Origin of the sequence: Prevotella sp. MGM1 (assembly GCF_002933775.1) — a bacterium.
In the GTDB taxonomy this organism is placed as follows: domain Bacteria; phylum Bacteroidota; class Bacteroidia; order Bacteroidales; family Bacteroidaceae; genus Prevotella.
On record NZ_BEWV01000162.1, the window covers coordinates 1 to 19,500 of the forward strand.

13 protein-coding genes are annotated in these 19,500 nt (G+C 49.2%); 5 read left to right on the forward strand and 8 right to left on the reverse strand.

Annotation, left to right across the window (positions count from 1 at the left end):
• Positions 1-647, forward strand: a 647-nt coding sequence (locus MoGM_RS06030; protein WP_104369213.1) for a quinolinate synthase NadA, incomplete at its 5' end; no start/stop codon positions are given.
• Here MoGM_RS06030 and MoGM_RS06035 read toward each other — a convergent pair.
• From MoGM_RS06035 to leuS, 4 genes are all read right to left on the reverse strand, one after another.
• On the reverse strand, positions 619-2,649 hold the full coding sequence (locus MoGM_RS06035) for an acyltransferase (RefSeq protein ID WP_104369214.1): 2,031 nt from the start codon (positions 2,647-2,649) through the stop codon (positions 619-621). The two genes, MoGM_RS06030 and MoGM_RS06035, sit on opposite strands and share 29 nt — an antisense overlap.
• Before the next feature lie 113 nt (positions 2,650-2,762).
• Positions 2,763-4,799, reverse strand: a complete 2,037-nt coding sequence (locus MoGM_RS06040; RefSeq protein ID WP_104369215.1) for a two-component regulator propeller domain-containing protein — start codon at positions 4,797-4,799, stop codon at positions 2,763-2,765.
• A gap of 173 nt (positions 4,800-4,972) precedes the next feature.
• The gene (locus tag MoGM_RS06045) at positions 4,973-5,569 is read right to left on the reverse strand and encodes a non-canonical purine NTP diphosphatase (protein WP_104369216.1); all 597 of its coding nucleotides are present in this window, start codon (positions 5,567-5,569) and stop codon (positions 4,973-4,975) included.
• Between the two features lie 301 nt (positions 5,570-5,870).
• Positions 5,871-8,801, reverse strand: a complete 2,931-nt coding sequence (gene leuS / locus MoGM_RS06050; RefSeq protein WP_104369217.1) for a leucine--tRNA ligase — start codon at positions 8,799-8,801, stop codon at positions 5,871-5,873.
• A gap of 683 nt (positions 8,802-9,484) precedes the next feature.
• Here leuS and MoGM_RS06055 point away from each other — a divergent pair.
• From MoGM_RS06055 to MoGM_RS06070, 4 genes are all read left to right on the forward strand, one after another.
• A complete protein-coding gene (locus tag MoGM_RS06055) occupies positions 9,485-10,498 on the forward strand; it encodes a hypothetical protein (RefSeq protein WP_146078667.1) in 1,014 nt (337 codons plus the stop codon).
• Positions 10,499-10,903: 405 nt separating this feature from the next.
• On the forward strand, positions 10,904-13,510 hold the full coding sequence (gene mutS / locus MoGM_RS06060; protein ID WP_104369219.1) for a DNA mismatch repair protein MutS: 2,607 nt from the start codon (positions 10,904-10,906) through the stop codon (positions 13,508-13,510).
• Positions 13,511-14,562: 1,052 nt separating this feature from the next.
• Positions 14,563-15,120, forward strand: coding sequence for a hypothetical protein (locus tag MoGM_RS06065; protein ID WP_104369235.1), 558 nt, complete (start codon positions 14,563-14,565; stop codon positions 15,118-15,120).
• Positions 15,121-15,140: 20 nt separating this feature from the next.
• Positions 15,141-15,395 (forward strand): hypothetical protein, encoded by a 255-nt coding sequence (locus MoGM_RS06070; RefSeq protein ID WP_104369220.1) that lies wholly within the window; start codon positions 15,141-15,143, stop codon positions 15,393-15,395.
• Positions 15,396-15,560: 165 nt separating this feature from the next.
• Here the strand turns inward: MoGM_RS06070 and MoGM_RS06075 are convergent, their stop codons facing one another.
• From MoGM_RS06075 to ychF, 4 genes are all read right to left on the reverse strand, one after another.
• A complete protein-coding gene (locus MoGM_RS06075; protein WP_146078668.1) occupies positions 15,561-16,142 on the reverse strand; it encodes a hypothetical protein in 582 nt (193 codons plus the stop codon).
• Between the two features lie 142 nt (positions 16,143-16,284).
• Positions 16,285-16,761, reverse strand: a complete 477-nt coding sequence (locus MoGM_RS06080) for an RNA polymerase sigma factor (protein WP_104369236.1) — start codon at positions 16,759-16,761, stop codon at positions 16,285-16,287.
• Between the two features lie 462 nt (positions 16,762-17,223).
• A complete protein-coding gene (gene lgt, locus MoGM_RS06085; RefSeq protein ID WP_371410508.1) occupies positions 17,224-18,042 on the reverse strand; it encodes a prolipoprotein diacylglyceryl transferase in 819 nt (272 codons plus the stop codon).
• A 278-nt stretch (positions 18,043-18,320) separates the two neighbouring features.
• The gene (gene ychF, locus MoGM_RS06090) at positions 18,321-19,424 is read right to left on the reverse strand and encodes a redox-regulated ATPase YchF (protein WP_104369223.1); all 1,104 of its coding nucleotides are present in this window, start codon (positions 19,422-19,424) and stop codon (positions 18,321-18,323) included.
• Positions 19,425-19,500: the final 76 nt, after the last annotated feature.

Sequence of the window (19,500 nt, forward strand, 5' to 3'; positions counted from 1 at the left end):
AGTATAAGGAGGAGCATCCGGGGTACAAGGTGGTGAGCTATGTGAACACCACGGCCGCCGTGAAAGCTCTCACCGACGTGGTTGTGACGAGCGGAAACGCCCGCAAGATAGTGGAGGCGCTGCCTAAGGACGAGAAGATAATCTTCGGGCCCGACAAGAATCTCGGTTCCTATATAAACGAGGTCACGGGCAGGCAGATGCTTCTATGGAACGGCGGTTGCCATGTACACGAGCGTTTTTCGGTAGAGGCGATAGCGGATTTGAAGAAAGCGCATCCCGGAGTGAAGGTGCTGGCGCATCCTGAGTGCAAGGGTACAGTGCTGGCACTGGCCGACGTGATAGGTTCAACGGCGGTGTTGCTCGACTATGCTGTAAAGAGCGGTGACAGGGAGTTTATAGTGGCTACCGAGTCGGGGATACTGCATGAGATGAACCGTAAGTGTCCCGGTAAGACATTCATCCCCGTGCCTCCCGAGATCGGTGAGGGAAGCATGGGATGTTCCTGCAACGAGTGCGACTACATGAAGATGAACACGCTGCTGAAGATATACAACACTCTAAGATACGAATGGCCAGCAGTAGATGTCGACGCTGATACCGCTCGCCGGGCCGTGAAGCCTATCGAGAGGATGCTCGCAATGAGCTGACGGCGGCGATACCGGCTATTGCGAACGGCAGGGAGGCATTGAAATACGTAATGTCGTACATAGAGTTGAAAATCTCCGTCCATGTGCCGTGTGCCAGCATGCTGTGGGTAAATGCCGTGGCGGGCAGCAGAACCATCATCACGGACGTGAAAACGAGCATCCGGACGTGATTGCCTTTCCATTTGAGAGCGAGCAAGAGCGCTGCCGTCAGCGCGATGACTGAGTCTGGGGGTGTCCCCTGCCGTGTCTGAAGCACGAACGGGTTGTATTCGGCTCCTGTGAGGGCGTCGAAATCCCACAGGGCGAGCGGCAGGAAAGTTATTATAAAGGTGATGATAACCGTCAGTGGGACGGTTATCATTATTTTTTTGTCTGTCCGCAGATAGCCGGGCAGCAGGCAGATGAACAGCGGAAAGGCCGTGGAAAGGCGTGTGCTGAGCCATAGCCCGCAGCATACCGACAATATTATGGCATGGTTTGTGAAGTCTGTTTGCCGCCGGCATATATATAATATGAAAGCACACAGCAGCATGAAGTTTGTCATCATGTCGCTCCTCACGGCTGTCTCGTACCACAGGCTGACGCTCGCCGTAAGCAGAGCGGCCGATACAATGGCGGCTGTCGTGCCGTAAGCGTACCTCACGCTTAGTATGAAGACAACTGTTGCGGCGATTACGGACAGTCCTACGTTGTTCAAAAAGTAGAATGGTATGTGTAATACCATCCACACGGGAAAAGGAGACGCAAAGCCGCCCAAATGCGTCTCGGCCATATACGGGTATTCTCCGCCAAGCAGAGCGGCTATCACGTTATGGATGGCCGACCAGCGATCCACTTGTATCTGCATGGGGTCGAAGTGGTATTGAACGGCTATCATCATAACAGTCATGGCAGGGATTATGGCGTACAGGGTCTTCGGCGAACGCATGACTGCGCTGTCTTTGTATTTATACATTATATGTATCAGTGAGAGGACGGCGAACAGATATGACATGATAATGTACCCGAACATGTCTGTCACGCGCATGGTATACTTGCATATCACCATGTATCCCACTCCGGCGTATATGACCGTGGCGGCCGATGTTATGCCGTTTCCCGGCTTGGCGATGAACTTGTCGAGTTTATAAAGAAAATAAGCGAGTAGGCAGGAAAAAGCCATGTATAGCGGAATCACTGCCGCGTTATTGTCAATATGGGCCATGAACGGAGTGTGAACCATGAACAGTTCGTATGTGGCTAAGCCTGTAACGGAGAGTATTCTTGATTTTGTTGCCTCCGGAAAGAAATACGGCAGTGTGATGACGAATATTCCCAGAGGCATTTTGATGAGCAGCAGTATGATGTTGTAAGGCAGTGTTCCGATAAAAGCCCTTACGCAGTGAATTTCTTTCAACAGCAGGAATGTCATGCCCACGGCAAGCGATGACAAGCCCACGGCAAGGATTTTACGGGCGTTCCATTGCCGGATACTGCCTATGTGGCGCGAGGCCATATAGCCGGCGAAGAACGAAAAGGCTTGTTCGCTTTCCAGTTGCGGCAGAAAAACATTGGCGATACCGAACAATGCCAGTGCCGTTGTTTTATGGCGACATAGAAAACGGTTTGCCATCCAGAAGGCGGCATACCACCTCAGTAGGAAGGTTATGAACCAGAAGTCGCATTTTACGAAGAAGATATTATTGAAAAGCCACTCGGGAGTGAACTCTGCTCGGAAGGGAATGACAAGCAGCGTGAATATCCAGAACGGTATGATGATGCGTTTGAACTTCTTGGTCCAAAAACCGTCGATGCCTTTTGACTTGTAGCTTTCGTTGAGTCCGAAGCCCGATACGAACATGAATATTGCCACTCCGATGCTTGCCGGCAGGTTGAGAAATCTCGGATAACCGTCTGTCTGCATTACGTAATGCAATGCCATTATAATGATGATAGACAGTCCTTGCAGGCATCTTGTGTGCTTATGAGACAGTATTTCGGCTGCCGGCAGTGTTCGTATCATGTGTTTCGGGTGCTTTACTGTTGTTCGTTCTGTGGCTTATTGTCGTCTTGTTCGGCGGCTTTCTTTGTCTGTTAGGAATATTGTCTGTTATAGGGTGGTTGCCGGTATTTTCATCAGTTGACTATCGCTATCTTGCATACGGTGCCTTTCGAGCCGTCGGCCTTTGCCGTATGCACCATATATACGCCCGAAGCCACTCTACGGCCGTCTTTGTCACGGCCGTTCCAGGTAAACATTCCGCCGTTGCTGCGTCCCTGAGCCACTATCGCTCCGTTGGCCGTGGTTATCTTTACGTCGGCGTTCATGGAGAGACCTACCACGGTGATGAGTCCTGTGTGGTCGGGTGTCACGGGATTGGGATATGCGTATACGTTGTCGTCTGTCATGTCGTCGCTTGGCGTCGTGGCGTCACTCATGTATGAGCAGAGCCCTTTGTCTGTGCCCATGAACACCTCTCCGGTGCTGTTGTTTACCGCTATCGACTCGACGGTATTGGATAAAAGCATGCTGTTGTCGAACGTGAAGTGATGTATTTCCTCGATGTTGTCGTCGCTGATGAGGTATACTCCGTTGCCGTCGGTGGCAAACCATTTCCTGTTGGCACCGTCGACTACGATGTCTCTTATCCCGATGCCGGCCAACAGGTAGTCGGCAAGGTTTGTTCCGTCGTTTCTCGGCACTTTGACCTGAGTGAATTTATAGTCGTCTTTGAATATGTCTTCTTTCTCGATGACTATCGGCCCGATGTTTGTTCCTATCCAGATGTTCCCTTCTTTGTCTTCCGTTATGGCCGGAAGTGTGGTAATGCTGCCTATGTTGGCACCGTCCTGGTTGTAGAACCTGTCGAATGCTTTGATGCCGTCGGTAGCCGGATCATAGCAGAATACGGCCGGTTTTTCCCAATAGTCGAAATTAAACCAGAACAGTCCGCGGCTGTCTTCAAACATCTTTATCATATATGTCTTCGATATTCCGTTTTTGTCGAGCAGCTCTTTCTTGTTGTGTGTGGTCCAATTACCGTCTCTTTGTAGTGCTATTACCGACTGGCCGGGTGCCATGCTGTTCAGGCACCACAACGTTCCGCCTTTATCGAAAGCGCAGGTGAACACACAATTGTAGTTATATGAGTTTAAACCTGATTTTATCGGACTGTTGTCCATGGTGTATTCCTTTTCCAACCTGCCGTTCCTGAACTCGTAAATGCCTGTCCGTCCGCATGCGAACACATGTCCGGCGTCTTTCGGATCAACATCGACGCTCATTATATCGACATAGTTATGCTCGTCTGTTCCGAAGTCATCCTGATATATTGTCCAGTCATCGGATATGTTGTCGGAACGGTCGAGCACCTGGACTGTGCCGGGACGCATGAGGTCCGACAGTATGTTGTATCCGCAACCGACGGTATATAGTTTGTTGTTTCTGATCCGCATGAAGCCGAAATTATTGTATTTGGGTCCTCCGGGATTGAGTTTCGAGACGGTGGGCAGCAACCTGTCATAATCGCTCGTGTCGATATCGAACATGCTTGCGTCGTAGTCTTGGGTTATAGTCCAATTGTTTCTGTCCACTAAATTGTCGGACATAGATGCCGACATCACAATGTTATCTTTTCTTTTGACGTAAATACGGTTGCCGCTTACAACAATGCGGGCCATGCTGATGCCGAAGATATTATACGATTCACTTATCTCAGCCCTGTCCATGTCTACCTTTACCGCTCCGAAATTAGTGGCGAGATAGGCGTGTTTGCCGTGTATGAAGATGTCGTTCACGGTCTTGTCTTCCGTCATGGGTTTTGCGTACAGCGCCGAAATGTTATTCACATTGCCGTTGATGTCGATGAGGTCTATGTTCGAGTTTCCGTATACGGCTATCAGGCGGCGCGCCGTTTTCGACCATGCCATATGTGTGATATACGTGTCGTTAAGGCCGTTTGTACGGTCGTAAACGGTTATCGACATGTCTTTTTGGTTATAAGAGAACAGGTTGTTAGACGCCCTTACGAACACATCATCGCCTGCCGGTACTATCTGTTGAATGTCGTGGTAGGCCAAATAAGCGTTCCATTTGCCGGTGGCGGCATTCGCCAGGCTGCCGGATATTGTGCCGATGATGCAGAAAATATAGACTGTGATTGTTCTTTTCATATTATTACGCTTGTTTTGATGTATGTCCGTAAGATGCCTTATGTCTCTCTGTCAGCAGGTAATTGTAGTTTTTCCGGCATGTGGTCATCGGTATGTCGACAGATGGGTATTCCTATCGGTAACCAATCACCGTGTTTCGGAAAACCAATGGTTAATCGTATGGTATCGGCATGCTACCTTTCCAACAGGTAACCGGCCAGTTTCTTGACCGCTCTCGCACGATGGCTGATTTGGTTTTTGATGTCGTTTCCAAGTTCGGCGAATGTCTTTTCATATCCATCGGGACAGAATACGGGGTCGTATCCGAAGCCTTCCCCACCCCTTCTCTCTCGTATTATGCTGCCGTTGACGATGCCTTCGAATGTCATTACGGTGTCGGCCGCTTGCCCATCGCCTGTCAGTATCATTGCTATCACGGTGCGGAAGCGTGCCTTCCTGTTGTCGTTGTCTCCGAGTTCGGCCAGCAGTTTGTCCATGTTGGCCTCGCTGTCGTGCCCTGCTCCGCCCGCATACCGTGCGCTGTAAACTCCCGGCGCGCCGCCGAGTGCGTCCACTTCGAGACCCGTATCGTCGGCAAATACGCTCAATCCGTAATTGCGGCGTATGTAATAGGCTTTCTGCATGGCGTTCTCTTCGAGGGTGTGCCCCGTCTCGGGTATGTCTGTCGTGCACCCGATGTCTTTCAACGATACTACTTCTATATCGCTGCCGAGCATGTTTCTTATCTCACTTAGTTTATGCTCGTTGTTTGTCGCGAATACTATTTTCATGTTATGAGGGAGTTAATGGAGTTAAAGGATTTATAGCGGACTGCGTCCGCGGGAGTTAAAGACAATGGCTTTTTGTTCTTTGAATAGTTAAAGAAATAAGGGAATTAAGAAATTAAGACAATGTTTTCAGACTTGAAAGCAATCATATCTTTGTACTTATCGCTAATGGTTCAATACTTGAAAGCCATTGTCTTTGACTCCCGCGGACGCTGTCCGCTATAAGTCCTTTAACTTCTTTAACTTCAAAAATCATCTTACCAAGCCCTCAAAAACAGGTTTTTGAGGGCTTGGTAAGATGATTTTATTTAATAACCACGTTCACCATGCGTTTCGGCACGATGATAACCTTCACTATCTGCTTGCCTTCAGTGTATTTTGCGGAGCGCTCGTCGGCCAGCACGGCGGCTTCTATCTGCTTGTTGTCGGCATCGGCGGCAAACTGCATCTCGAAGCGACGCTTGCCGTTGAAGGCCACACCGAGCTGAACGGTGCTCTCAACGAGATATTTCTCGTCGTGTTCGGGCCATGCGGCATCGCACACGCTGCCATCGCCTCCGAGTGCGCTCCACAACTCTTCGGCTATATGCGGGGCGAACGGAGCTATGAGAACGACAATCGTTCGGAGCAGTTCCTTGTTGCGGCACTTCTGTTGCGACAGTTCGTTGACACATATCATGAACGCCGATATCGACGTGTTGTAACTGAAATTCTCTATGTCCTGCGACACTTTCTTTATCAGCTTGTGTACCGATTTGAGCTGTCCGGCAGTCGGTTCGCTGTCGTCCCATGTGGCGTTGCCGCTCTTTTGGTCGTAGAACAAGCCCCAGAACTTCTTCAAGAAACGGTGGCAACCGTCTATTCCGTTGGTGTCCCACGGCTTGCTTTGCTCCACGGGACCGAGGAACATCTCATAGAGCCTGAGTGTGTCGGCGCCGTATTTCTCCACGATCATATCCGGATTGACCACGTTGTACATCGACTTCGACATTTTCTCGACCGCCCATCCGCACACATACTTGCCGTTTTCGAGTATGAACTCGGCATTGTTGTATTCCGGTCGCCATGCCTTGAAGGCTTCGGTGTCGAGTATGTCGCCGCTTACTATGTTCACGTCAACATGAATAGGAGTAACGTCGTATTCGTCTTTGAGGCCCAGTGAGACAAATTTATTGGTATCCTTGATGCGGTATACGAAGTTGCTACGTCCCTGTATCATGCCCTGGTTGACGAGCTTGCGGAACGGTTCTTCGCTGCGCGAGTATCCGTAATCGTAGAGGAACTTGTTCCAGAAGCGCGAGTAGATGAGATGACCGGTGGCGTGCTCGGTGCCGCCCACGTAGAGATCGACGCACTGCCAGTATCCGGCCGCGTCTTCGCTTACGAGCGCACTGTTGTTGTGCGGATCCATATAGCGCAGGTAATACGCGCTCGAACCGGCAAATCCCGGCATGGTGTTCAGTTCGATTGGGAATACTTTGACGTTGTCTATGTTAGTGTTGTCCGTTATCTCGTTTTTCTCAGTGTCCCAAGCCCATTTCGTGGCGTGTCCGAGCGGCGGCTCTCCCGTCTCCGTGGGCAGGAACTTAGCCACTTCGGGCAGTTCAAGCGGCAGCTTGTCTTCCGGAATCATGTATGGCATGCCGTCCTTGTAGTATACGGGGAACGGCTCGCCCCAGTAGCGCTGGCGGGAGAATATGGCATCGCGTAGACGGAAATTTACCTTCACGTGGCCCAGATTATTGGTTTTGACATACTCCTTGGTCTTGGCGATGGCCTCCTTTACTGTAAGTCCGTTGAGCGAGAAGCCCCCCTCTCCCACTCCGTCCGTTGAGTCGGCGGCGGCCGGCGAGTTCATCACGATACCCTCTTTGGCGTCGAAGCTCTCCTCGCTCACGTCGGCTCCCTCTATCAACGGGATAATCGGCAGGTTGAAATGCTTGGCGAAGGCATAGTCGCGCGAGTCGTGCGCAGGCACTGCCATGATGGCTCCCGTGCCGTATCCGGCGAGGACATACTCGCTGATCCATATCGGGATGTTCTTTCCCGTGAACGGGTTGACGGCATAGCTGCCCGAGAACACGCCCGTGACACGTCGGTCACTGATACGTTCGCGCTCGGTGCGCTTCTTCACGTATGCTATGTATTCGTCCACTGCGGCGCGCTGTCCGGCAGTGGTAAGGCGGTCTACGAGTTCGCTCTCGGGTGCGAGCACCATGAATGTCACACCGAATATGGTGTCGGCGCGGGTGGTGAAGATTGTGAAGCTATCGTCCTCATCCATAAGTGGGGATGAAGAGTCGGCGTCCCGGCGGCCATCGTCTGACGGCTCTACCCTTTCGGGTGAGCCTGATGGTGTTGCCACCTTGAACCTCATTTCCGTACCCTCGCTGCGTCCTATCCAGTTGCGTTGCGTCTCTTTCAGCGAGTCGGTCCAGTCTACGTTGTCCAGTCCGTCGAGCAGACGCTGTGCGTATGCCGACACGCGCAGACACCACTGGCGCATCTTTTTCTGCACCACGGGATAGCCGCCGCGCTCGCTTACTCCGTCCACCACTTCGTCGTTTGCCAGCACGGTGCCCAGTTGCGGACACCAGTTTACCATCGTCTCGCCAAGGTAGGCTATGCGGTAGTTCATCAGTATCTCCTGCTGCTCTTTCTCGGTCATGGCCTTCCACTGCTCGGCAGTGAAGTGAAGTTCCTCGCCGCAGGCCGCGTTGAGACCCTCGTTCCCGTGTTTTTGGAAAGCGTCCGTGAGTTCCTGTATCGGTCTTGCCCTGTTAGTGTCGTTGCAGTAGTAGCTTTCAAACATCTTCTTGAACGCCCACTGCGTCCAGTGATAGTATTCCGGATCGCAGGTGCGTATCTCGCGGCTCCAGTCGAACGAGAAGCCTATCTTGTCGAGCTGCTCGCGGTATCGGCCGATGTTAGCCTCGGTAGTCACCGCCGGGTGCTGTCCCGTCTGTATGGCGTATTGCTCGGCGGGCAGTCCGTATGCGTCGTAACCCATCGGGTTCAGCACGTTGTATCCGTTGAGACGCTTGTACCGTGCGTATATGTCGCTGGCTATATATCCGAGCGGGTGGCCTACGTGCAGGCCGGCTCCCGAGGGGTAGGGGAACATGTTAAGCACGTAGAACTTCTTTTTTTCCTTGTCTTCCGTCACTTTGTAGGTGTTGTCTTTCACCCACTTCTCATGCCATTTTTTCTCGATTTCTCTGAAATTGTATTCCATTTCCGTATCTTGTTTTTTTGTTTTTCGCTTTTCGCGGATGTGCCGCCGTCATCGACAGTCGTGTCTCCGGGCAACGGTTCGAGCGCTGTTGCCTGCTTTTATATTAATGTGCAAAGATAGCGAAAAGCAGGATAATAACAAAACAAACGGCTCGTTTTGTTTTCCGCCTGTTTACGGTCGTTTTCCCGTTTGTGACATTTTCAGCTCCCGCCGCACACTTGTTTTATATTTATTATTTGTAAATAAAATATCATGCGTTTTGCTCTTTATTTTCCTATGCCTGTCTATGTTTTATCGGGCGTATGGGATTCGGTTTTCATTTGTATTTTGATAAATATCCGTTGTTGTCGGTTTGCTGTACCGTTGCGTAATGTTGAAATATCTGTCTTGTCGCGTTCGGTACCCCGTTGTCATGAGTTTGGCGTCCCGTTATGTGTAACGGATATTGTTTTGTAAATATTATTCATCGTTTTTAATGCTTTTTCGTTATTTTACCGTAAACAAAATTACGGCAAAAACCAAGCTGTCATATATATAACTGTGATGCAGATGACGATACGGCGGTGTTTTAATTTATGTTTACGAAAGGGAAATAAGCCTGCCAAATGTTTGAGTGAATGATATATTTTAATTAAATTTGCATACAGAAAGTATAATTATCAACAATTTAAAACAGTATTATTATGATTAAAGATTTACGTTATTCATTAGTTGTGTTGTTTGCTCTGATAAGCAGCCTGTCATTCGCTGATGCTTATAAGACTTTGACTTTCCCCGAAGGAAACAGCGAGGAAATAAGTTCTTACACAGCTACATGGACGGTGACATTGGACAATTTCACATGGACTATCGAGAACTTTAACAACAACAAGAACCAGTGGGCATACGTCAAGTGTGGAAGAAAGAACGCTGAGTCTATAGGTTATATAACCAATTCGACAGTGATGGACCAGGCAATCGGTTCTGTTGTTGTAACTATTGATGCACTTACGGCTTCAAAAGTAAATTCAATTTCACTGACAGTGGCTTCCGATAATGAGTTTGCTAATGTGGTGGAGAAGATCGAAGCCAAAGAAATAGCCAAGGGAGACATGACTTTCAAAGTGACAAAACCGACGGCTAACTGCTATTACAAGCTTACATTTGATTGTCAGTCAGGTTCGTCAAACGGTCTGGTACAGGTTTCAAAAGTGTCTTACTACAAGGAGGGCGATGAACCGCAGATAGTTGATATTTCCAATACTCCCGAGACAGCGTATACTGTTGCCAAGGCACATGAGTTGATAGCTGCCGGCGAGGGTTTGACGACAGACGTGTATATAAGAGGCATTGTCTACAATGTTGAAGAAGTTTCATTGGAGTACGGAAACGCCACTTATGTTATTTGCGACGACGCAACAGGTCAGAATCCGCTCAAAGTGTACCGCGGATATTATCTCAACGGTGACAAATTTACGGCCGAAGATCAGATAAAGGTTGGCGACGAAGTTATTGTTTACGGTCAGTTGACTGTCTATAAAGGCGAAAATCAGGTTGGCCAGGGTAACAAACTCCACTCCCTGACAACAGGTATCAGCGACATCACGGCTGATAAGGCTGAAGGCAGCGGAGCCATCTACAACCTTGCCGGACAGCGGATTGAGAAGATGCAGAAAGGCATCAACATCATCAACGGCAAGAAATACGTTGTGAAATAATAAACATGAGCTTGTAGTTTTAGAGTGATATCGGGCGGAAGCAAATGTTTTGCTTCCGCCTTTTTTTTGTTGTGGCAGGGTGGGGTAGGTGTTACTTGTCGCTGCGGTAATTGCGGATTGGAATAGGCGGTATATCCGTCTGAGTGGGACAGAGGTAGGGCGCATGTATGTAGGAAGCCATACAGTAGTGGAAACGACTGTCGACTGACATGTGCCGCATAGCCGGATGCAGGCTTGTGAAGGGCTTAAAAACGAATGTTTTATTTTGTTTTTAAGCCCTTTTGCCGTACCTTTGCAGAACATAAACAATGCCTCGGCACGGTTGATGAGTTTTCGGATTATTGCGGAACAACCACGATCGTGCCCTGTTAGCATCATCTTTGCAGTAAAATAAAATACGCAGACATGACGAAGAAAGACAAGGAACTGACCCCGATGATGAAGCAGTTTTTCGACCTTAAGGCACAGCATCCCGACGCTGTGCTGCTTTTTCGTTGCGGAGATTTCTACGAGACATATTGCGAAGACGCCATCACGGCATCGCAGATACTTGGCATCACGCTGACACGGCGCAGTAACGGAGGCACGGAGATGGCCGGTTTTCCGCACCATGCGCTCGACACGTACCTGCCGAAACTGGTGCGTGCCGGCAAGCGGGTGGCTATATGCGACCAACTTGAAGACCCGAAGCTGACCCGAAAGCTGGTAAAGCGCGGTATCACAGAGCTTGTCACGCCGGGAGTGGCCATGGCCGACAACGTGCTTAACTACAAGGAGAACAATTTTCTGGCGGCCGTCCACTTCGGGAAAGCCGCCTGCGGAGTGGCTTTTCTCGACATATCCACCGGCGAGTTCCTCACCGGCCAGGGCACGTATGACTACGTAGAGAAGCTGATGGGCAACTTCTCTCCCAAGGAAGTGCTGCACGACAGGGGCCGCAAGAAAGACTTCGAGCGGTATTTCGGCAACCGTTATTTCACGTTCGAGCTCGACGACTGGGTGTTTACCGACCAGAGCGCGCGCCAGAAGCTGCTAAAACACTTCGGCGTGAAGAACCTGAAAGGCTTCGGCGTGGACCACCTTGAAAGCGGAGTGATAGCCGCCGGCGCAATATTGCAGTATCTCGAGATGACGCAGCACACGCAGATCGGCCACATCACGGGTATCGCCCGCATTGAGGAGGAACGCTACGTGAGGCTCGACAAGTTCACCATCCGCAGTCTCGAACTGCTCAATCCCATGCAGGAAGACGGCTCGTCGCTGCTCGACGTGATAGACCGCACCGTGTCGCCGATGGGCGGCCGCATGCTGCGCAGGTGGCTGCTGTTCCCCTTGAAAGACGAAAAGCCCGTTGCCGAGCGTCTCGACATGGTTGAATACTTCTTCCGCCGGCCCGATTTCCGCCGCTGTATAGACGAGCAGTTGCACCGTATGGGCGACTTGGAACGTATAATGTCGAAGGTGGCTGTGGGCCGTGTGTCGCCACGCGAGGTGGTACAGCTCAGAGTCGCGTTGCAGTCTCTGCTGCCGATAAAGACCGCCTGCCTGTCGGCCACCGACGAAACGCTGCGCAGGGTGGGGGAGAGAATAAACCTTTGCGAGTCGCTCCGCGACAGGATAGAGCACGAGGTAGAGTCTGACGCCCCGCAGCTTGTAAACAAGGGCGGCGTGATACGCAGCGGGGTGAACGCCGAGCTCGACGAGCTGCGCCACATAGCATACAGCGGCAAGGACTATCTCTTGAAGATACAGGAGCGCGAGATGGAGGCGACGGGCATCGCAAGCCTTAAAATAGGGTACAACAACGTGTTCGGATATTACCTCGAAGTGCGCAACACGCACAAGGAGCGGGTGCCCGAGGGATGGGTGCGCAAGCAGACACTGGCCAACGCCGAGCGTTACATCACCCAGGAACTGAAAGAGTACGAGGAGAAAATTCTCGGGGCTGAAGACCGCATACTGGCTCTGGAAGCAAAGCTGTTTGGCGAGCTTGTCATGGCCATGCAGGAGTTCATACCTCAAATTCAGATAAACGCCGGCATCGTGGCTCATCTCGACTGTCTGCTGTCGTTTGCCAAGACGGCCGAGGAAAACAACTACATACGTCCGCAGATAGACTCCACCGACGTGATAGACATAAAGCAGGGACGACACCCCGTGATAGAGAAACAGTTGCCTCCGGGAGAGGATTTCGTGCCGAACGACATATATCTGGACAGCGACAAGCAGCAGATAGTGATAATAACAGGACCGAACATGGCCGGAAAATCGGCTCTGCTGCGTCAGACTGCGCTGATAGTACTGCTCGCCCAGATAGGAAGTTATGTGCCGGCAGAGAGCGCCAGAATAGGCCTGGTCGACAAGATATTCACCCGTGTGGGCGCGTCGGACAACATATCGCTCGGCGAATCGACATTCATGGTCGAGATGACCGAGGCTTCAAACATACTGAACAACGTGTCGTCGCGCTCTCTCGTGCTCTTCGACGAGCTGGGACGCGGCACTTCCACATACGACGGCATAAGCATAGCGTGGGCAATAGTGGAGTATATGCACGAAAATCCGCGGGCACGGGCACGCATGCTCTTCGCCACACACTACCATGAGCTGAACGAGATGGAGAAGAATTTCGACCGCATAAAGAACTACAACGTAAGTGTGCGGGAGGCCGGCGGAAAGGTGATCTTCTTGAGAAAGCTCGCCCGTGGCGGTTCGGAGCACTCTTTCGGTATTCATGTCGCCGAGATTGCGGGCATGCCGAAAAGCATTGTCAAGAGGGCGAACACTATCCTGAAACAGCTCGAAGACGACAACTCTTCCGTTGGTTCGGCAGGCAAGCCGGCCGTCACGCTCGCCAATCCGGCGGCCGACACGCAGCTGAACTTCTTCCAGCTCGACGACCCCGTGCTCTGCCAGATACGCGACGAGATTCTGGGTCTCGACATAAACAACCTCACTCCCATGGAGGCTCTCAACAAGCTGAACGATATCAAGAAGATTGTAGGCGGATAAACAGGGTGGGGCAGGCATATAACGAAAATCCGGTGACAGTGAAAAAACATTTTTCCTGTCACCGGATTTTCGGTTGATAATTTTCTGTTTATTATTGTTTGTTGTACGTAATAGACACGAATCCGCACGAACTTGAAAACTTGCTGTCATTTCTTTTCTGTCGTTTCATAGTCTTGCCGTTGTGTTTTTACTTCGTGTTTGTAATGTCCTGACTTTATATTTGTGTCGTTTTCCTTGTGTTTTCATGTCGTTTCTGGTACGTGGTTATTGTCATATTAGTAATAATAAATTCATGAATTTAACATTTTTATTTTCTTTAAAGTAGGATTTTTTAACGCTACGCATCGCTATACGCAATGCGATAATATTTTTATTGAAAGATGACGATTTTGCAGATGTTTTGCAACGGGACGCTCGTTGGAGTGCGTTTGGTTGGCCGTTGCATTGCATTCAGTATCCCGTTGTAATGCAACGGGATACTGAATGCAATGCAACGAGGTGCTAATTCTCCCCCTCCGACTCTCTCGAGGGGGAGAATTTGGAGCAGAAACAAATTAAAATCCTTATATAATACTGACACACAGATATTTACAAAAACCGTAAAATACGGAGATATTTTCGCCCGCCGGATTTTTATTTTGAAATAAAACGAATTATGGAGAGCGTTTTGTAAAGATAGTTCCGAGTTTTTGTTGTGTCTGTCGATGATCTTTATTTAAATGCGGGATAAGTTGATTTTAAGATGTGATTTTTTGGTTATTCCATATTATTTTTGCTATCTTTGTGGTGTGGTTGGGATTGCCCCGACCACTACTTTTAGGAAATAGGAGCGTTGTGTCCTCATCTTGTAAGTGCGAAGCCTGAGAAACTTATCACAAATCGACAAGAGTTGGCATGACAGTTCCCACGTTATGGCGTGGGCTGTTGTCACCATATCTTTCGATTAAGGTTTTCTCAGGGCCTGCACTTTAAGACGTGGCGCATAGCAGGCCACGCTCTTTTAATTTTTATTTAACCGCTTCCGCATGGCCTGAGGAGCTAAATTTATGATTATGAAAAAGGTATTATCGGTTGTGTTGGTTGTCATGCTGGCTTTGGCTGCGCATGCACAGAAAGACGTCACAAAGTTTCTCGGTATTCCTGTTGATGGCAGTAAGTCGGAAATTATACAGAAGTTAAAAGCCAAAGGGTATAAATATAATTCTACTTATGATTTTTTAGAGGGGGAATTTAATGGTAATGATGTTCATATATATGTTGTGACTGATAATAATAAAGTATGGCGAATAATGGTAACTGATGAAAAAAGTATAGATGAAACGAGTATAAAACTACGGTTTAATAAACTTTGCAGGCAGTTTAATAATAATAAAAAGTATGTCCAATCATCATTAAATGACTTTACAATACCGGAAGATGAGGATATAAGCTATGAAATGTTAGTTCATAAAAAGCGCTATGAAGCATCTTTTTTTCAATTACAAGGAACTGAAAATGATAATCCTTACAATAGATTTGTTTGGTTTATGATAAGGGAATTTGAAGGTAAATATTATATAACAATGTTTTATGATAACGAATATAACAGATCTAACGGTGAGGATTTATAACATTATAAAACAATGAAATCATGAAAACAGAAAATCAAGAGAAAGAGATTGTCATCAGATGTGGCAAGACTACAGACAACTTTGAGACACTGAAAGAACTGTGTGAGAAAGAAGCCGAGAAATTATCGGAAACGATAAGAGTTACCGAGCATGAGACGGTCTCTGTGCCCTGTTGGACAGAGGATGCGCCCGAGCTTATCTGTGTGGCTCGTTTTGAGATAGGCAACGGTGGTTCGATAGTGTATAATTTGGATTTCTCCGAAACAACCTTATAAGTATTTCACATATTAACAAACAAATATTCATCACCAACGGGAAAGGCAAATGACGCTTTTTCTGTTGATGATGAATATTTGTTTTATTTGTTGACATATTACCGCCGCCGCTTTTTGGCGTTGACATTATGAGCGGGTGTACAGGCATTCGGCGGCTTTCGGATATTAATTCCCATCCGTAATATCCTCTATGTTCTCCATTATCTCACGGTATTTGCGTTGTATCTTGAAGTGAACGGAGAAGCCGGCTATACCTCCGGCGACACCTCCTATGGCTCCGCCAATAAGTAGCGGCATTCCGTTGGTGATGTTGTATCCTTCGTAGCAGAACCAGCCGAGCCATACGGTGACGAACGGTATTCCGAGCATCAGCCAGTCGGCATCCATCTTTTTGGCGCGGGCTATGCCGCGGTTTGTCTCTATGAGGCTGTTTTCGGGCTTGAAAGCCTGTCTGAGGGCTTTCATGTTGTAATACGTATATACTCCAGCCGTGATGAAAAAGAGGCTCGTGACGATGTTGAACGGCAGCGAGAAGCCAATCCATCGCATGGCCGTCATGGTGTAGGGGACCATCAGCACGCACGCAATGATGGATATGATGTATTTCCGTGATATCCATTTGCTGTTTCTGTTCATTGCCCGGCGCAGTATCTTGTCGTTGACAATGGTCTGTTTTTCGAGTATGCTTTTCAGTGCCTGCATTTGTGATTGCAGGTCGTCTTGCCTGTTTACGTTTTCCATTTTCATTGTTTTTTTGTTGTTATACATTGAGTTTTTCCGGTTATCGCGATACCGTATGTCTATTTTTCAGACGGTGTTTTCTGTTTTTCGGGGTGCCTGTCGTCCCGTTTCCGGGAGGCAGCAGTGCCGTGGCGGTGTGTTTGCGGTGTCAGTCGGACATGCGTTTCAGTTGCTCCTTAATCCTGAACAGTCGCACGGAGACGTTCTTTGCGCTTATTCCGACGATGTCCGCTATCTCGTCGTAGCTTATGTTTTCGAGCCACAGCAGCACTATCGCGCGGTCGAACGGGCGCAGCCTGCTTATCCGTCGGTGGAGCAACGAGGCTTGTGCCGTGTCTTCGTTGTCGGTCTCGAAGAGGTCTACCGTCATGGTGAGATCGGCCGATTGCCGCCTTTTCTTCTTTCGCTCGGTGGATATGCAACTGTTGAGTGCCACCCGGTATATCCATGTCTTGATGTCGCTGCGGCTCTTGAAGCTGTCAAATCCATTCCACAGTTTTACGAGAACTTCTTGAAACAGGTCAGCGATCTCGTCGGCATCTCTGGAAAACATGTAGCAGACGGTATAGATAGTGCCTTTGTGTTCTCTCACAATCCGTGTGAACTCTTTTTCGGATGTTTTCATCATTTAATTTTGTTTGTTAATCAGTTTCTGTATGTTAGACGCTCCGTGTGCCGGAAAAACTACATTATTTTTGGAAAAAGGAGTTTTGGTTTATTCAAGAGTTGTGTAGTGAGAGTAGTATGGAGTAAGTGAATATGCGTGGTTGGTTAAGTCTGTGCTTTCAATACATTGGATGGTGGGTAGGATATGATAAGTGGATATTAATGGGATATGCGGTAAGTTTTCTAGGAGTTGAAGGGCGATATTAATGAGATATGCGGTAAAAGGAATTAGGGGAAATTTACCGTAAATTTCCCCTAATTCCTTTCCCGTTTATACTTCTTCCGGTAGTATATTTACTACTGTTTACTTACTGATCGCCTGTCGTTTTCTTTCTTTCGGTATACCGTCCTTTTTCTATCAGTCTTGTGTTTCTTTTCTTTTATCCTCATGCCGGACGGCTCTATCCCAGCTGTTTTGCCGTCATTTTATCTTTCTGCTCCTTGCCATGCACACAGCGCCGAGCACGATGAACGGTATGCTAAGCAGTTGTCCCATGTTCAATATCATGTCGGCCTCGAAGGCTTCCTGTATATCTTTGGTGTACTCGATGAAGAAACGGAAAGTGAATATGTATGCGAGACAAAGGCCGAAGAAGAAGCCTGTGCCCACCTTTTCGGGGTGCTTGCGGTATAACGCCCAGCCGATGAAGAAGAGAACGGCGTAGGCTATCGCCTCATAGAGTTGACCGGGATGCCGCGGCATGGAGTCTACGCGCTCGAATATGAACGCCCATGGCACATCGGTTATCTTACCGATAATCTCAGAGTTCATCAGGTTTCCGAGTCTTATGAAGCACGCCGTGACGGGCGTGGCTATGGCGATATTGTCGAGCACGGTCCAGAGTTTCACTCCGGTACGCTTCACGTAGAGCCATAGGGCGAGCATGAGGCCGAGCGTTCCGCCGTGGCTTGCCAGTCCCTCGTAGCCTGTAAACTTCCAACCGCCGTCCGGAAGAAAGTGAATAGGCACTATCATCTCGATGAAGTGTGGCACCGACGTGAGGAAATAGTCGGGCTGGTAGAACAGGCAATGCCCAAGGCGGGCACCTGCCAATATGCCTATGAAGCAGTAGAAGAACAGCGGTTCGAACAGCTCTTCCTTTATTTTCTGCTGCTTGTAGAGCATTTTTACTATGATATATGCCGCCGCCAGACCTATGAGCCAGCACAGGGAGTACCAGCGTATGCCCGCAAATGCGGTCAGATCGGGGTTCCAGACGATATAATTAAGTATGTTCATAATTGCAAATGATTATTGGTTCGCGGTTTATGGTAATTCGTTTCGGAGTTTATTACTATTCGTTTTGCGGTTTATGATAATTCGTTTTGCGGTTTATTATGCTTTGGTTCGGGGTTCAGCCGATAAGTGTCGAGTCATGATTACTTTCATTTCTTGAAAGCACAGGCATAGCCGCCAAGCATATCTACTTACTCCATACTACTTACTGCACAACTCCTTGATAAAGCGTTTGTCGTCAACTTCCAAACAAAAACTCCTTTAACTTTCCTCAAAAGAGCCTACACATTAAACCGGAAGTGCATGATGTCTCCGTCCTGAACGACGTATTCCTTGCCCTCGATGCCCAGCTTGCCGGCCTCCCGCACGGCGCTCTCGGAGCCGTATTGGATATAGTCTTCGTATTTGATTACCTCGGCGCGGATAAATCCTTTCTCGAAGTCCGTGTGTATCACGCCGGCGCATTGAGGCGCTTTCCAGCCCTTGCGGTATGTCCATGCCTTCACCTCCATCTCTCCTGCGGTGATGAATGTTTCGAGGTTAAGCAGCGAGTAGGCTTTCTTTATCAGTCGGTTCACGCCGCTTTCTTCCAGCCCCAGCTCGTCGAGGAACATCTGCTTGTCCTCATACGATTCCAGTTCGGCGATGTCTTCTTCCGTCTTTGCGGCGATAACCATCGCCTCGGCACCCTCTTCACGGGCCAGCTCCTCCACGCGGCGGGTCTTATCGTTGCCTGTCTTAGCGGCTGTCTCATCCACGTTGCATACGTATAACACCGGCTTGGCGGTAAGCAGAAAGAGGTTGCGCGCGGCCTCCTGCTCATCCTTACTCTCGAACTCCACGGTACGTGCGTTCTTTCCCTGTTCCAGCGCCGCTTTGTACGCTTCGAGCACTCCTACCTCTATTTTGGCCTCCTTGTTGTTGCCCACAGCGGCCACTTTGGCCTGCTTTTGCAGTCGAGCCTCTATCGTTTCGAGGTCTTTGAGTTGCAGTTCGGTGTCTATTATCTCCTTGTCGCGTATGGGGTCTATCGTTCCGTCTACGTGTGTGATGTTATCGTCGTCGAAACAGCGCAGCACGTGTATTATGGCATCCGTCTCGCGGATGTTTCCGAGAAACTTGTTTCCGAGACCTTCGCCTTTCGATGCACCCTTGACCAGTCCGGCGATGTCCACTATCTCGCACGTTGCCGGCACTATTCGCCCGGGGTGCACAATCTCGGCGAGCCGTGTCAGCCGCTCATCGGGCACGGTGATCACGCCCACATTGGGTTCTATCGTACAAAAAGGGAAATTGGCCGCCTGCGCCTTTGCGCTCGACAGACAGTTGAAAAGCGTGGACTTGCCCACATTGGGCAGTCCCACGATACCACATTTTAAAGCCATATCTATTTTAAACGTTTAAATTCCGTATAGTCGAAACATCGCTGTCATATACCGGAGAACGGCACCGTGCGGTCAT

Coding starts and splice junctions, on each gene's coding strand:
- MoGM_RS06035 (WP_104369214.1), bottom strand. CDS start 2,649: ATGATACGAACACTGCCGGCAGCCGAAATACTGTCTCATAAGCACACA.
- MoGM_RS06040 (WP_104369215.1), bottom strand. CDS start 4,799: ATGAAAAGAACAATCACAGTCTATATTTTCTGCATCATCGGCACAATA.
- MoGM_RS06045 (WP_104369216.1), bottom strand. CDS start 5,569: ATGAAAATAGTATTCGCGACAAACAACGAGCATAAACTAAGTGAGATA.
- leuS (WP_104369217.1), bottom strand. CDS start 8,801: ATGGAATACAATTTCAGAGAAATCGAGAAAAAATGGCATGAGAAGTGG.
- MoGM_RS06055 (WP_146078667.1), top strand. CDS start 9,485: ATGATTAAAGATTTACGTTATTCATTAGTTGTGTTGTTTGCTCTGATA.
- mutS (WP_104369219.1), top strand. CDS start 10,904: ATGACGAAGAAAGACAAGGAACTGACCCCGATGATGAAGCAGTTTTTC.
- MoGM_RS06065 (WP_104369235.1), top strand. CDS start 14,563: ATGAAAAAGGTATTATCGGTTGTGTTGGTTGTCATGCTGGCTTTGGCT.
- MoGM_RS06070 (WP_104369220.1), top strand. CDS start 15,141: ATGAAAACAGAAAATCAAGAGAAAGAGATTGTCATCAGATGTGGCAAG.
- MoGM_RS06075 (WP_146078668.1), bottom strand. CDS start 16,142: ATGAAAATGGAAAACGTAAACAGGCAAGACGACCTGCAATCACAAATG.
- MoGM_RS06080 (WP_104369236.1), bottom strand. CDS start 16,761: ATGAAAACATCCGAAAAAGAGTTCACACGGATTGTGAGAGAACACAAA.
- lgt (WP_371410508.1), bottom strand. CDS start 18,042: ATGAACATACTTAATTATATCGTCTGGAACCCCGATCTGACCGCATTT.
- ychF (WP_104369223.1), bottom strand. CDS start 19,424: ATGGCTTTAAAATGTGGTATCGTGGGACTGCCCAATGTGGGCAAGTCC.